Annotated in this window: 16 protein-coding genes; 3 read left to right on the forward strand and 13 right to left on the reverse strand. The window is 70.6% G+C overall.

Annotated features, from left to right (window positions below):
• Positions 1 to 2: 2 nt before the first annotated feature.
• The 8 genes from ON759_RS09140 to ON759_RS09175 all read right to left on the reverse strand — a co-directional run bounded on the left by ON759_RS09140 (position 3) and on the right by ON759_RS09175 (position 7,448).
• On the reverse strand, positions 3 to 716 hold the full coding sequence (locus ON759_RS09140; RefSeq protein ID WP_271680064.1) for a LemA family protein: 714 nt from the start codon (positions 714 to 716) through the stop codon (positions 3 to 5).
• A 74-nt stretch (positions 717 to 790) separates the two neighbouring features.
• Positions 791 to 1,540: a TerC family protein gene (locus ON759_RS09145; RefSeq protein WP_271680065.1), complete on the reverse strand. Its 750-nt coding sequence runs from the start codon at positions 1,538 to 1,540 to the stop codon at positions 791 to 793.
• Between the two features lie 33 nt (positions 1,541 to 1,573).
• On the reverse strand, positions 1,574 to 1,954 hold the full coding sequence (locus ON759_RS09150; protein WP_271680066.1) for a diacylglycerol kinase: 381 nt from the start codon (positions 1,952 to 1,954) through the stop codon (positions 1,574 to 1,576).
• Positions 1,955 to 2,109: 155 nt separating this feature from the next.
• Positions 2,110 to 3,345, reverse strand: a complete 1,236-nt coding sequence (locus tag ON759_RS09155; protein WP_271680067.1) for an ABC transporter permease — start codon at positions 3,343 to 3,345, stop codon at positions 2,110 to 2,112.
• Complete coding sequence (locus ON759_RS09160; RefSeq protein ID WP_271680068.1) at positions 3,342 to 4,046, reverse strand: ATP-binding cassette domain-containing protein; 705 nt, start codon at positions 4,044 to 4,046, stop codon at positions 3,342 to 3,344. Before ON759_RS09160 ends, ON759_RS09155 begins: the two co-directional genes overlap by 4 nt.
• The gene (locus tag ON759_RS09165) at positions 4,043 to 5,593 is read right to left on the reverse strand and encodes an efflux RND transporter periplasmic adaptor subunit (RefSeq protein ID WP_271680069.1); all 1,551 of its coding nucleotides are present in this window, start codon (positions 5,591 to 5,593) and stop codon (positions 4,043 to 4,045) included. Before ON759_RS09165 ends, ON759_RS09160 begins: the two co-directional genes overlap by 4 nt.
• 99 nt (positions 5,594 to 5,692) lie before the next feature.
• Positions 5,693 to 6,715, reverse strand: coding sequence for a sensor histidine kinase (locus ON759_RS09170; RefSeq protein WP_271680070.1), 1,023 nt, complete (start codon positions 6,713 to 6,715; stop codon positions 5,693 to 5,695).
• Positions 6,716 to 6,737: 22 nt separating this feature from the next.
• Positions 6,738 to 7,448 carry a response regulator transcription factor gene (locus tag ON759_RS09175; RefSeq protein ID WP_271680071.1) on the reverse strand — a complete coding sequence of 237 codons (711 nt, stop codon included), beginning with the start codon at positions 7,446 to 7,448 and terminating at the stop codon, positions 6,738 to 6,740.
• A 101-nt stretch (positions 7,449 to 7,549) separates the two neighbouring features.
• On the opposite strand from ON759_RS09175, the gene ON759_RS09180 reads away from it, so the two are divergent.
• Positions 7,550 to 7,891, forward strand: a complete 342-nt coding sequence (locus tag ON759_RS09180) for a DMT family protein (RefSeq protein WP_271680072.1) — start codon at positions 7,550 to 7,552, stop codon at positions 7,889 to 7,891.
• Positions 7,892 to 7,924: 33 nt separating this feature from the next.
• Here the strand turns inward: ON759_RS09180 and ON759_RS09185 are convergent, their stop codons facing one another.
• The 4 genes from ON759_RS09185 to nudE are packed head-to-tail and all read right to left on the reverse strand — an operon-like array spanning position 7,925 to position 10,446.
• On the reverse strand, positions 7,925 to 8,230 hold the full coding sequence (locus ON759_RS09185) for an Mpo1-like protein (RefSeq protein WP_271680073.1): 306 nt from the start codon (positions 8,228 to 8,230) through the stop codon (positions 7,925 to 7,927).
• Entirely contained in the window at positions 8,227 to 9,102 is an 876-nt protein-coding gene (gene mazG, locus ON759_RS09190; RefSeq protein ID WP_271680074.1) for a nucleoside triphosphate pyrophosphohydrolase, read from the reverse strand. Before mazG ends, ON759_RS09185 begins: the two co-directional genes overlap by 4 nt.
• The gene (gene cysQ / locus ON759_RS09195; protein ID WP_271680075.1) at positions 9,099 to 9,905 is read right to left on the reverse strand and encodes a 3'(2'),5'-bisphosphate nucleotidase CysQ; all 807 of its coding nucleotides are present in this window, start codon (positions 9,903 to 9,905) and stop codon (positions 9,099 to 9,101) included. The genes mazG and cysQ overlap by 4 nt, the downstream gene beginning before the upstream one ends.
• Positions 9,892 to 10,446, reverse strand: a complete 555-nt coding sequence (gene nudE, locus ON759_RS09200) for an ADP compounds hydrolase NudE (protein ID WP_271680076.1) — start codon at positions 10,444 to 10,446, stop codon at positions 9,892 to 9,894. The genes cysQ and nudE overlap by 14 nt, the downstream gene beginning before the upstream one ends.
• 29 nt (positions 10,447 to 10,475) lie before the next feature.
• Here nudE and bioA point away from each other — a divergent pair, with 29 nt between their 5' ends.
• Both bioA and ON759_RS09210 read left to right on the forward strand, forming a co-directional pair.
• Complete coding sequence (gene bioA, locus ON759_RS09205) at positions 10,476 to 11,891, forward strand: adenosylmethionine--8-amino-7-oxononanoate transaminase (protein ID WP_271680077.1); 1,416 nt, start codon at positions 10,476 to 10,478, stop codon at positions 11,889 to 11,891.
• The gene (locus ON759_RS09210) at positions 11,882 to 12,613 is read left to right on the forward strand and encodes a 16S rRNA (uracil(1498)-N(3))-methyltransferase (RefSeq protein ID WP_271680078.1); all 732 of its coding nucleotides are present in this window, start codon (positions 11,882 to 11,884) and stop codon (positions 12,611 to 12,613) included. The genes bioA and ON759_RS09210 overlap by 10 nt, the downstream gene beginning before the upstream one ends.
• On the opposite strand, the gene ON759_RS09215 is transcribed toward ON759_RS09210, so the two are convergent.
• Entirely contained in the window at positions 12,610 to 13,080 is a 471-nt protein-coding gene (locus ON759_RS09215) for a chemotaxis protein CheW (RefSeq protein ID WP_271680079.1), read from the reverse strand. The genes ON759_RS09210 and ON759_RS09215 overlap by 4 nt on opposite strands.
• Positions 13,081 to 13,088 lie beyond the last annotated feature (8 nt).

Genomic DNA, 13,088 nt, shown 5'->3' on the forward strand with positions numbered 1-13,088 from the left:
GCTTACTGGGTTTCCGCGGCCTGCGGCGCGTTGCCGCCCTGCACCGGCGGACTGGCCGGCTGCGGCGGATTGACCACCCCGCCCGGGGCGGGCGCGACCGACGGCGCGGCGGCCGGGGCCACCGGCGGCGCGGAGAAGTCGACGCTCGGCGCCTGCTGGATCTGCGCCTCGTTCTCCACCGTGAAATTGGGCTTGGCCTTGTAGCCGAACAACATCGCGGTCAGGTTCACCGGGAACTTGCGGATGTAGGTGTTGTAGTCCTGGACCAGCTGGATGTAGCGGCCGCGGGCCACGGTGATGCGGTTCTCCGTGCCTTCCAGCTGCGTCTGCAGGGCCAGGAACTGCTGGTCCGCCTTCAGGTTGGGATAGGCCTCGGTGACCATCATCAGCCGGCCCAGCGCCTGCGCCAGTTCGCCCTGCGCGGCCTGGTACTGCGCCAGCGATGCCGCGTCGTCGGCGTTGACGGTGATCTGGCTGACCTTGGCGCGGGCCTCGGTGACCGCGGTCAGCACCTGCTGTTCGTGCCCGGCATAACCCTTGACCGTGGCGACCAGGTTGGGGATCAGGTCGGCGCGGCGCTTGTACTGATTGAGCACTTCCGACCAGCCGGCCTTGACAGCCTCGTCCTTGCCCTGGATCTGGTTGTAGCCGCAGCCGCTAAGCAGGAGCACCACCAGCGCCAGCAGCAGGCCTCGGACGAACGGAACGGCACGCATCGGGATCTCCGGGATGGAAGTGTTGGAAGCAGGATCAGTGGGGGGCACGCCGCGTTAAGCCCGCGTGCACGCGGTCACCATTCGCCGGCACCGGGGACGTGGTGTTCCACCGCCTTGCGCCGCATCAGCAGGTTCAGCCACTCGACCATCACCGCGAAGCCCATGGCGAAATAGATGTAGGGCTTGGGCACGTGGCGGTCGAAGCCGTCGAGGATCAGCACCGCGCCCACCAGCAGGATGAACGCCAGCGCGAGCATCTTCACGGTCGGGTTGGCGTCGATGAAGCGGCCCAGCGGGTTCGCCGCCAGCAGCATCACGCTCACCGCCAGCAGGATCGCGAACACCATGATCGGGATATGGCTGGCGATGCCCACCGCGGTGATCACCGAGTCCAGCGAGAACACGATGTCGATCACCGCGATCTGCGCGATCACCATGCCGAAGACCGCCGAGGCCTTGGTCGTGCGCGGATCCTCGTCCTCGCCGCCGGTGATCAGGTCGCGGATCTCCAGCACGCCCTTCACCAGCAGGAAGGCGCCGCCCAGGATCAGCACCAGGTCGCGGATGGAGATGCCCATCCCGAACAGCACGAACAGGTCCTGCGCCATCCGCGCCAGGAACGCGAGCATGACCAGCAGCAGGATGCGGGTGACGCAGGCCACCGCGATGCCGATCTTGCGCGCCAGCGGGCGCTGCTCCGGGCGCAGCCGGCCCACGGCGATCGAGATGAAGACCAGGTTGTCGATGCCGAGCACGATTTCCAGGGCGCTGAGGGTGACCAGGGTCAGCCATGCGTCGGGGGAGGCCAGGAAACTCAAGTCCATGCGTTGCTCGTCGTTCGGGCGCCCAGCGGGCGGTTACAGGTAGCGCGGCCCCAGGACCAGCGCCCACACCAGGATCACGTTCATCATCAGCACGAACACCGCCGCGGACCCCATGTCCTTGGCGCGCCCGGCCAGTTCGTGGTGTTCGGCGCCGTAGCGCTCGATCACCGCTTCCATCGCCGAATTCATCAGTTCCATCGCCATCACCAGCAGGCAGCTGCCGACCAGCAGGGCCCGCTCGACGCCGGTGTCGCCGAGCAGCACGCCCAGCGGACCCAGCACGAGGAACAAGTAGACCTCGAGGCGGAAGGAGGATTCGTGAAGCCATGCCGCCCGCAGGCCCTGCAGCGACCACACCGTGGCCCGCCAGATGCCCGCCGGCCCGCGCGGCAGGTGCCCGTAGATGTCCGCCATCAGCCACCGCCCCCGAGTCCCGGATCGCGGCGCATGCCCGGCAGGTCGCCGGGCGTCAACGCAGGGATCGCCATGCCATTCCAGTCCGGCCGCATGGCCGCAGGCGGCGATTCTGCCATACCGCCGGGGTCGGGCAGGCCGACCCGGTGGGCGGGCTACTGCGAGCGCAGTGCCTCGATCGGGTCCAGCAGGGAGGCCTTGCGCGCCGGGTAGTAGCCGAAGAACAGGCCGGTGGCGATCGCGAATGCGGCCGCCAGCCCGATGACTTTGAGGTTCAGCTGCACCGGCAGCTCGCTGAACTTGCCGACCAGCAGCGCCCCGGCCACGCCGATGGCGATGCCGATCACCCCGCCGATCAGCGAGATCAGCATGGCCTCGGCGAGGAACTGCCGGCGCACGTCGCGCGGACCGGCGCCCACCGCCATGCGCAGGCCGATTTCGCGGATCCGCTCGGTCACCGAGACCAGCATGATGTTCATGATGCCGATGCCGCCGATGACCAGGCAGATGCCGGCGACCGCGCCCAGCAGCTTGGACATCAGGTTGGTGGTCTGGGTGCGCGTCGCCACGATCTGGCTGATGTTGCGCACGGCGAAATCGTCGTCGTCGCCCGGCTGGATCCGGTGGCGCTGGCGCAGCAGGCCCTCGATCTCCGACTGGGCGGCCTCCAGGTTGCGGGCGTCGTCCACGCCCACCGAGATCTGCTGCACCGCGCCGGGCGGCATGCCCTGCGAGGTGGACAGGCGCCGCCGCGCGGTTTCCAGCGGAACCACCACCAGGTCGTCCTGGTCCTGGCCGAAGCCGCCCTGGCCTTTCGACTTGAGCGTGCCGACCACGGTGAACGGCACCCGGCCCAGGCGGATGGTCTGGCCGATCCCGTCGTCGTCGCCGAACAGGGTGCGGCGCACGGTGTCGCCGAGGATCACCGGCTTCGCCGAGCCGCCGTAGTCGGCGGCCTGGAAGGCGTCGCCGCTGGCGATCTGCCAGTCGTTGATGGTGAACCAGTCGGGCTGCACGCCCTGCCACTGGGTCGAGGCGTTGTTCTCGGCGAACACCACCTGGGTGCCGCCGCGCAGCGAACCGGAGACGTACTGCACCGACGGCACCTCGGCGCGGATCGCGTCGGCATCGCCCTCGCTGAGGCTCCAGCGGCTGCCCTGGGCCAGGCGCGCACCGCCGGGCCCCATGCCGCCGGCGCCGCCGATGTCGAGTCGCTGCGAGCCCAGGCCGGACACCAGCTTGTCTATCTCGGCCTGGGTGCCCTGGCCGATGGACACCATCACGATCACCGCGGCGATGCCGATGATCACGCCCAGCGAGGTCAACGCGCTGCGCATCCAGTTGCCGCGCAGGGCGAAGAACGCAGTGCGCAGGATGTCGGTGGGGTTCATGCGCGGGCTCCCGGGGTGCGCGGACCGAGCACGCCGTCGCGGATCTCGTACACCGTGTCGGCGTGTTCGGCGACGTGCGCGTCGTGGGTGATCAGCACCACCGTGTGGCCGTCGTCGCGCAGGCGCTTGAACAGGGCGAGGATCTCCTCGCCGGTCTTGCTGTCCAGCGCGCCGGTGGGCTCGTCGGCGAGCAGGATCGGCGGTTGGTTGACCAGCGCGCGCGCGATCGCCACGCGCTGCTGCTGGCCGCCGGAGAGTTCGGTGGGCAGGTGGCCGGCGCGTTCGCCCAGGCCGACCGCCTTGAGCATCGCCAGCGCCTTCTCGCGGCGCTGCGCGGGCGGGATGCCGACATAGCCCAGCGGCATCGCCACGTTCTCCAGCGCATCCATCCGGGTGAGCAGGTTGAAGCCCTGGAACACGAAGCCGATCTTGTCGCGGCGCAGGGTGGCCAGCGCCTCCGCGTCGAGGGTGGCGACATCGACGCCGTCGCAGTGGTAGCTGCCGGAGGTCGGCGTGTCGAGGCACCCGATCAGGTTCATCAGGGTCGACTTGCCGGACCCCGAGGGCCCCATGATCGCGACGAATTCCCCGCGGTTCACGACGAGGTCGGCGCTGCGCAACGCGACCACTTCCGCCTCGGTGCCGGCGGAATAGACCTTGGTCAGCTGGCGGGTGGCGATGACCGGCGGGATCGCGCTCACGGCGTCCCCGCGCTGCGCTCGCCGCTGATCACCTCGTCGCCCTCGCGGATGTTGCCACTGACCTCGGTGGCGGTGCCGTCGCTGGCGCCGACCCGCACCATCGCCAGTTGCGGCTTGCCATCGACCAGCTTGTAGATGGTGACGCGCTTGGCGTTCAACTGTTCTTCCAGCGCGGCGTCCCAGCGCGCGCGCTGGCCGTCATCGAGGCTGGCGCGGAATGCCGCGAACTGCTGGTTCATGCGCTCGCGCATGCGGGCGCGCATCTGCGCCTGCATGCTGGCGTCGGGGCCCCCGCTGCTCGGGCCGCCGAAGCGCATGCCACCGCCACCGAACAGGCGGCTGCCGCCTTGCTGCCCACCCTGCTGGCTGGCTTGCGCGGCGCGTTGCGCCTGGCGCTGCTGCATCTCCTCCAGGGTCTTGTCGAACGCCGCCTGCTGCTGCGGATTGAGCGACAAGCCGGCCACCGCGGCGCGCAGGCCTTCGGCCATGCCACCACCGGCGCGCCCGCCCTGGCCGCCGCCCTGGCCCGGGCCCTGCGGCTGCAGTTGCGCCAGCGGCGAGGTGTCGCTGGGCTTGAAGCGCAGCGCTGCGTTCGCCAGCTTGAGCACGTTCGGCTTCTTGCTGACCTCGATCTCGGCGTTCACGGTCAGGCCCGGCAACAGCGTGCCGTCGCTGTTGTCCACGGTGACCACGACCGGGTACGTCACCACGTTGTTGTTGGTCGCGGCAGCCAGCCGCACCTGCTCCACCGTGCCCTTGAACTGGCGGTCGGGGAAGGCATCGGCCGTGAAGCCCACCGACTGGCCGACCTTGACCTGGCCGATGTCGGATTCGTCGACCAGCAACTCGATCTGCATCTTCGAGAGGTCTTCGGCGATCGTGAACAGCTCAGGTGCCTGCAGGCTGGCGGCCACGGTCTGGCCGGGCTCGATCTTGCGGGTCAGCACCACGCCGTCCACCGGCGAACGGATCACGGTGCGTTGCAGGTTGACCCGGGTGGTCTGGGTGGAGGCCGTCTGCTGGCGGATCTGCGCCTGCGCCGAATTCACCTGCGCCTGCGCCTGCTCCAGCGCGGCGCGGGCCTGGTCGACGTCGCTCTTGGCGACCAGTTGCTGCCGCCCGAGGTCGGCCTTGCGCTGGTAGTCGAGGGTGGCGTTGCGCAGCCCGGCCTGGGCCTGCCGCAGCTGCGCCTGGGCGCTGGCGATCTGCGCCGCGCCCTGCTCGATCTGCGCCTGGTAGGTCGACGGGTCGATGGTGGCGAGGATGTCGCCCTTCTTCACCGGCGAATTGAAGTCGACGCGCACGTCGGTGACCTGGCCCGAGATCTGGCTGCCCACCGTCACCGTCGAGATCGCGCTGAGCGTGCCCGTGGCGGAAATTGCCACCCGGATGTCGCCGCGCTGCACGGCCTCGGTGCGATACCCGCCGTCCGCGGCGGCCTTGCGCCCGCTCCAGTATTTCCAGCCCAGGCCGGCGATGACGATGACGGCAAGGACGATGCCGATCTGCCGGAGCGGCAGGGCGTTGCGGCGGCGTGGCTGGGTCATGGGAGACGATCTGATGGGGGCAAAGGGAGCGGAACGCGCCAGCGGCGCGTCCGTTGACAGCCGGCGATGCTAGCGGCGCGACACCCTGCGCGCCACGTGTCAGAGGTCTTGGGTCGATGCGCCGAACAGGATCGCCGCACGCGTGCCGACCCCGGGCGTGCTCTCCAGTTGCAACGGCCAGCCGCAGCGCTGGCCGAGCCGATGCGCGATCGACAGGCCGAGCCCCGGCCCGCCCTGGCCGCCATCGCCGCGCTGGAAGGGCTCGAACGCGCGCGCGAGCAAGGCGGCGTCCATGCCGATGCCGGTGTCCTCGACCTCCAGTCGGTTGTGCCCGAGGCGAACCCGGATGCTGCCGGCGTCGGTGAACCGCGCCGCATTGCTGAGCAGGTTGCCCAGCATCACCCCGAGCACGCGCGGCGGCGCATGCAGCACGGGATCGGCGGCGTACTCCACCTGCAAGTCCACCGGCTTGCCCTCGAGCTCGTCGCGCAACCTCGCGACCGCATCCTCGACGATGTCGCGGGCCGGGAAGTCCTCGGTCTCCAGCGGCACCTGCTCGTCGCGCGCCAGCAGCAGCAGGGCTTCCATCAGCGCTTCCATCGAGGCATTCGCGGCCTGGATGCGCGCCAGCGAGCGCCGCGAACGTTCCGACAACCCGTCATCGTGCGCCATCAGGTCCGCGGCCATGCGGATCACCGTGAGCGGCGTGCGCAGCTCGTGGCTGGCATCGCGGGTGAAGTCGCGCTCGCGCGCCACGCAGGCATCCACGCGCGACCCCAGCCCGTGCAGGGCGTCGGCCAGCTTGCGCGCGTCGCCCTGCAACCCCGGCGGGATGCGCTCCGGGGCGAACACATGGGTGTCGGGCCGCGCCGGATCCCAGCGCGAGACTTCGCGCAACAGCCAGTGCACGGGGGTGAGCATGCGCTTGGTGGCACGGTAACCCAGCCAGGTCGCGGCGGCGATCGCGCCCAGCGCGACCAGGATCGCCGCCAGCACCGGCCCCGCGAAAGGCAGCTGCCCGTAAGCCGCGGCCAGGCCCAGCATGCACAGCAGCACCACCAGGCTGGCGATCGCCACCTGGAGCAGGAACACCACGCGGATGTTGCGCCACGAAAACGACACGAGCCCCCCCCCCCCGCGCGGCTCAGCCCGGATGGCCGGACAGGTCCGCGATGCGGTAACCGGCGCTCTGCACCGTATGCAGGAGGGAGCTGTCGAACGGCTTGTCGATCACCTTGCGCAGGTTGTACAGGTGGCTGCGCAGGGTGTCGGAGTCCGGCAGGCTGTTGCCCCAGATCTCGCGTTCGATTTCCTGACGGCTCACCACCCGCGGCGATTCGCGCATCAGGATGGTCAGCAGGCGCAGGCCGATCGGCGACAGCTGCAGTTCCATGCCGGCGCGGGTGACGCGCAGCGACGCCGGGTCCAGCACCAGGTCGGCGACCTTCAGCACCTCGGATCCCACCTGGCGGCGTTCGCGACGGATCAGCGCACGCAGCCGCGCCTCCAGCTCCTGGATCGCGAACGGCTTGGTCAGGTAATCGTCGGCGCCCGACGACAGGCCGGTGAGCTTCTCGTCGAGGGTGTCGCGCGCGGTCAGCATCAGCACCGGCGTGGACTTGCGCGCCTCGTTGCGCAGGCGCTTGCAGACCTCGACGCCGTCCAGGCGCGGCAGCATCAGGTCGAGCACGATCACGTCGTAGCTGTTCTCCGCCGCCAGCCGGTAGCCGTCCAGGCCGTCCGAGGCGTAATCGACCTCGAAACCGCGGCTCTCGAGGTACTCCCCCACCATTTCCGAGATGTTGCGATTGTCCTCGACGATGAGGACCAGTCCGGCTTGTTCCTGGGTGCGCATGCGTGGCGTGTCCGTGATGGCTTCAGTTTTGTGAAGCATCCGGGTCGACGGGTGGATGACGCGTGAAGGGCTACCCTAGCGCGGCCCAAAGGACCCCTCCCATGCCCTACGACCGTTTCCTGCCCCCGCTGCTGCTGGTCTGCTCCAACATCTTCATGACCTTCGCCTGGTATGCGCACCTCAAGCACAAGGAGGTCGCGTTGCCGAAGGTGATCCTCGCAAGTTGGGGGATCGCGTTCTTCGAGTACCTGTTCATGATCCCGGCCAACCGGATGGGCAGCAACCTGTACAGCGCCGCGCAGCTCAAGGGCATGCAGGAAGTGATCACCCTGCTGGTGTTCGCCGGGTTCTCGTTCTGGTACCTGGGGCAGCCGCTGAAGTGGAACCACTGGGCCGGCTTCGCGCTGATCGTGGCGGCGGCCTGGCTGATCTTCCTGGAATGACGCGGGGCGGCGCGTCGCGGGCGTGGCCGGCGGCTAGAACGGGATCCTGCCGAGCAGCATGTCCCGGTACATCACCCAGTCGCCGGCGAACGAGTAGAACGGATGCTTGAACGTCGCCGGGCGGTTCTTCTCGAAGAAGAAGTGGCCCGCCCAGGCAAAGGCATAGCCCGAGGCCAGCGCGGCCAGCAGCCAGCGTGGCTCGGCGCGGACGATCGCCAGCACGATGAAGCCGAGGGCGAAGCTGGTGCCGACGAAATGCAGGCGCCGGCAGGTGCGGTCGCGGTGCTCGCCGAGGTAGTACGGGTAGAACGCGCGGAAGCTGGTGAATCCTTCGCTCATCGCCGTCCTGCCTTCTCCGCCGCCTTCGCCAAGTCCCAGTAGCGATCCTGCGCCTCCAGCGACTGCCCGGCAAGGCCGCCATCGGCGGCGGCCAGCGCTTCCATCGCGCGGAAGCGACGCTCGAACTTGAGGTTGGCGCGACGCAGCGCGGCGCCGACGTCCACCTTCGCGTGCCGCGCGAGGTTGGCGCAGACGAACAACAGGTCGCCCAGTTCGTCCTCCAGCCGGTCGCGTGCGGCGGGATCGCCGGGGTCTGCCGCCACCGCCGCGAATTCCGCGCGAACCTCTTCGATCTCCTCGTGCAGCTTGGCGATGACCGGATCCGGCCCCGGCCAGTCGAAGCCGACCTTGGCCGCCTTGTGCTGCAGCTTCACCGCCCGCTGCCATTCCGGCAGCCCGCGGGAAATGCCGGCCAGCGCGGACGCATCGGCATCACCCCTGGCCTCGCGTTCGGCGCGCTTCAACGCCTCCCAGGCGCGGGTCTGCTGCTCGGCATCCGCCACCGCCACCGCCCGCGCGGCGGGATCGAGCGGGCGGCCCGATGCATCGAACACATGTGGATGCCGGCGCACCATCTTGTCGCAGATCGCCGCGACGACGTCGCCGAAGGCGAACGCGCCGGTTTCCTCCGCCATCCGGGCATGGAAGACGACCTGAAGCAACAGGTCGCCCAGTTCGTCCTTCAGCTCGCCCAGCTCGCCGCGGTCGATCGCATCGGCGACCTCGTAGGCTTCCTCGATGGTGTAGGGGGCGATGCTGGCGAAATCCTGTTCCAGGTCCCACGGGCAACCACCGGCGGGATCGCGCAGCGCCGCCATGATCCCGAGCAGGGCGGCGATGTCGCGTCGATCGTGTGCCCGGGGATCGCTCATGCCGGCAGCACCGCGCGCAGCGCAGGGTCGCCCAGGGCGACGAAATCGCCGTTGAGCAGGCCCTCGCGCTGGTTGTAGCGAAACGGACGCCCGCGCGGGTCGAGCACCGCGCCGCCGGCCGCCTCGAGGATGGCCTGGCCGGCCGCGGTGTCCCACTCGCTGGTCGGGCCGAAGCGCGGGTAGAGGTCGATCTCGCCCTCGGCGATCCGGCAGAACTTGAGCGAGGAGCCGCAGGCAAGGGTTTCGTGCGCCGGCAGGGCGTCCAGCAACGCCTGCGTGCGCGCGTCGCGATGCGAGCGGCTCGCCGCCACCCGAAGCGGTCGGGCGGCGGGCACCCGCGTGCGCAACGCGAGGTCGCCACCCTCCGTGCGACGGAACGCACCGCCACCGGGCACGCCGTGCCACAGGGCGCCAGTGACCGGCTGCTGGATCACACCGAACACGGCCACGCCCGCTTCCACCAGCGCGATGTTCACGGTGAACTCGCCATTGCGCTTGATGAACTCGCGGGTGCCGTCCAGCGGATCGACCAGCCAGAACCGCTGCCAGCCGCGGCGCGCGGCGATCTCCACAGTCGCCGATTCCTCGGAGAGCACCGGCACGCCCGGCGTCAGCTCCGCGAGGCCGTCGACGATGCAGCGGTGCGAGGCAAGGTCGGCGGCGGTCAGCGGCGAACGGTCGTCCTTCTGCCGGATCGCGGCCTCGTCCTCGAACGCGGCGCTGTCGTACACCGCGAGGATCCGCGCGGCGGCGCGATGGGCAAGCGCGATCACGCCCTCGCGCAGCGCCTCATCCATGCGCATGCTGCTGCAGCCACTCGCGCACCAGGAACAGCGCGGCGATGCTGCGCCCCTCCGAGAATTCCTCGCGCAGGATCAGCTGGCCGAGGTCGGCCAGCTTCCATGGCACCAGCTCGAGGGCCTCCGGCTCGTCGCCGGGCAGGCGCTGCGGGTAGAGGTCGCGCGCCAGCACCACGTGGGTCTGGTGGCTCATGTAGGTCGGCGCGAGGGTGAGGTTGCGCAGCACGCGCACGTCGCGCGCGCCGTAGCCGGCCTCCTCCATCAACTCGCGGTTGGCGGCCTGCTCCGGGGTTTCGCCGGCGTCGATGCGGCCCTTCACCAAGCCCAGTTCGTAGCGGTGCATGCCGGCGGCGTATTCGCGCACCAGCAGCACGGTGTCCGCATCCAGCATCGGCACCACCGCGACCGCGCCGTGGCCGCGCCCGTGCAGGCGTTCGTAGAGGCGGCGCTCGCCATTGCTGAACTCGAGGTCGAGCCGCTCCATCCGGTACGGCCCGGCATCGTGCTCGGTGACGCGATGGATGATCGGCAAAGGGCGGCTCATCGGGCGCCGCCCGCGGCGATAATGGGGGGATGGAAGGCCTTCACGATGCCGACATGATAGCCGCCGCCGACCGCTGGCGCGCCCGCGACCTGGCCGTGCTGTGGCATCCCTGCACGCAGATGCGCGAGCACCCGCATGCCCTGCCGCTGTTCCCGGCGGCGCGCGGCGAGGGCGCCTGGCTGGTCGGCCACGACGGCCGCCGGGTGCTGGACGGCGTCAGCAGCTGGTGGACCAACCTGCACGGCCACGCGGAACCGCGCATCGCCGCGGCGATCGCGCGGCAGGCGGGCACGCTGGAGCAGGTGATCCTCGCCGGTTTCTCGCACCCGCCCGCGGTCGAGCTGGCCGAACGCCTGCTGGCGCGTGCCCCGCGCGAACCGGGCCGCGCCCCGCTGGCCAAGGTGTTCTACGCGGACAACGGCTCGGCCGGCGTGGAAGTCGCGCTGAAGATGGCCTTCCACTGGTTCCACAACCGGGGCGAGACCCGGCGCACCCGCTTCGTGGCGCTCACCGGCAGCTACCACGGCGAAACCCTCGGCGCGTTGTCGGTGGGCGACATCCCGCTGTATCGGCGGGTCTACGCCCCGCTGCTGCTGGACGTGCTGTTCGCGCCGTCGCCGGATGCGTTCGGGGCCGCCGATGCCGCCGATGCCGAGGCCCGCGCGCTGGCCGCGGCGGACGCGCTGGCCGACCTGCTCGACACCCACCCGGGCGAAGTGTGCGCGCTGGTGCTCGAGCCACTGGTGCAATGCGCCGGCGGCATGCGCATGCACCATCCCGCCTACCTGCGCCGCGTGCGCGAGTTGTGCGACGCCCACGGCGTCCTGCTCATCGCCGACGAGATCGCGGTCGGCTTCGGCCGCACCGGCACCCTGTTCGCCTGTGAGCAGGCCCCGGGCGGCGGCATCCAGCCCGACCTGCTGTGCCTGTCGAAGGGCCTCACCGGCGGCTTCCTGCCGCTGTGCGCGGTGCTCGCCACCCAGGCGATCTACGACGGCTTCCTCGACGACTCGCGCGACCGCGCCTTCCTGCATTCGCACAGCTACAGCGGCAACCCGCTGGCCTGCGCGGCCGCGCTGGCCTCGCTGGACATCCTCGAGGGCGACGATGTGCTCGCCCGCAACCGCGCCACCGGGGCGAGGATGGCCGCCCTGGCCGCGCCGTTCGCCACCCACCCAGCGGTCGCCGAGGTGCGGCAAACCGGGATGATCCTGGCCATCGAGCTGCATCCGGATGCCGCGTCCGCGGAGGACGGGCATGCGGTGGAAATCGCCGGCCGCCGCGGCCTGCGCATGTATCGCGCGGCGCTCGACGCCGGCGTGCTGCTGCGCCCGCTCGGCGACGTGCTGTACTGGATGCCGCCCTATTGCGTGGATGATGCGCAGCTTGCGCTGATGGCCGACGCCACCGCCGCCGCGCTCGCCGAGGCCGTCCGATGCGCCTGACCCGCAGCCATGTCGCGATGCCGCTGGCGGTGGGAAGCGAGGTCGTCCTGCCGGAGGATGCCGCCGCACACCTGGTGCGCGTGCTGCGCCTGCAGCCCGGCGATGCCTGCGTGCTGTTCAATGGCGACGGCCACGACTACGAGGCGCGCATCGTCGCCGCCGGCAAGCGCGAGGCGCGCGCCGACGTGCTGTCGGCGCGCCGGGTCGACAACGAGGCGCCGCTTCGGGTCACCCTGCTGCAGGGCATCGCCCGCGGCGAGAAGATGGACTGGATCCTGCAGAAGGCGACCGAGCTGGGCGTCGCGCGGATCCTGCCGGTGGACAGCGAGCGCAGCGAGGTGAAGCTCGATGCCGCCCGCGCGCAGAAGCGGCTGGCGCACTGGCGCGAAGTGGTGGTCGCGGCCTGCGAGCAGAGCGGTCGCGCCGTGGTCCCGGACGTGCTTCCGCCGCAGGCGCTGGCGCAGGCGGCGCCGCTGCGCGAAGGCCGTGGCCTGCTGCTGGACCCGCAGGGCGCGGCATCGCTGGCGACCCTGGGCGGGCAGGCGTTCGATGCATGCACGCTGGCGATCGGCCCCGAGGGCGGATGGTCGCCACGCGACCGCGGCCAGCTGGACGCCGCGGGCTACGAGGGCGTGCGGCTCGGGCCGCGGATCCTGCGCACCGAGACCGCCGGCATCGCGGCGATCGCGGCCTTGCAAGCCCTGCGCGGGGACCTCGGCTAGGCCGCTTCCGCCAGCGCGTGAGTCACGTGCTGCTCCAGCGCGGCGAGGTCGGGCAGCAGCGCCTCGTCCTCGTTCAGGCGCACGCGCGCGAGCACGCCCTCGGGGAGTTCATCGCCATCGTCCACCGCCTGCAGCGCGGACTCGGCCACGGTCACCAGGCGCGGGAAGCCTTGGGTCAGCAGCGCGATGTAGGGATGCTTGGGGTCGCCGCCGAGCGCCTTCAGCACGATCACCTTGCTGCCCAGCCCGCCCTCGTCGCGGCCGGTGCCGGTGAAGCGCGAGAAGCCCACCAGCGGCAGCTGCCAGCCGCGCCAGCGGATGCGGCCGAGCAGCCAGTCCGGCGCATCGGCGATCGGGTCGGGCTCGGAGAACGAGAGCACCTCGGCGATGGTCGCGTTCGGCAGCAGCAGGCGCGCGTCGGCGACCTGGATCAGCACCCCGCGGATGATCTGGGCGGAATCGGACATGGGTTACC

The organism is Thermomonas mangrovi (genome assembly GCF_028201335.1).
Taxonomy (GTDB): Bacteria; Pseudomonadota; Gammaproteobacteria; order Xanthomonadales; family Xanthomonadaceae; genus Thermomonas; species Thermomonas mangrovi.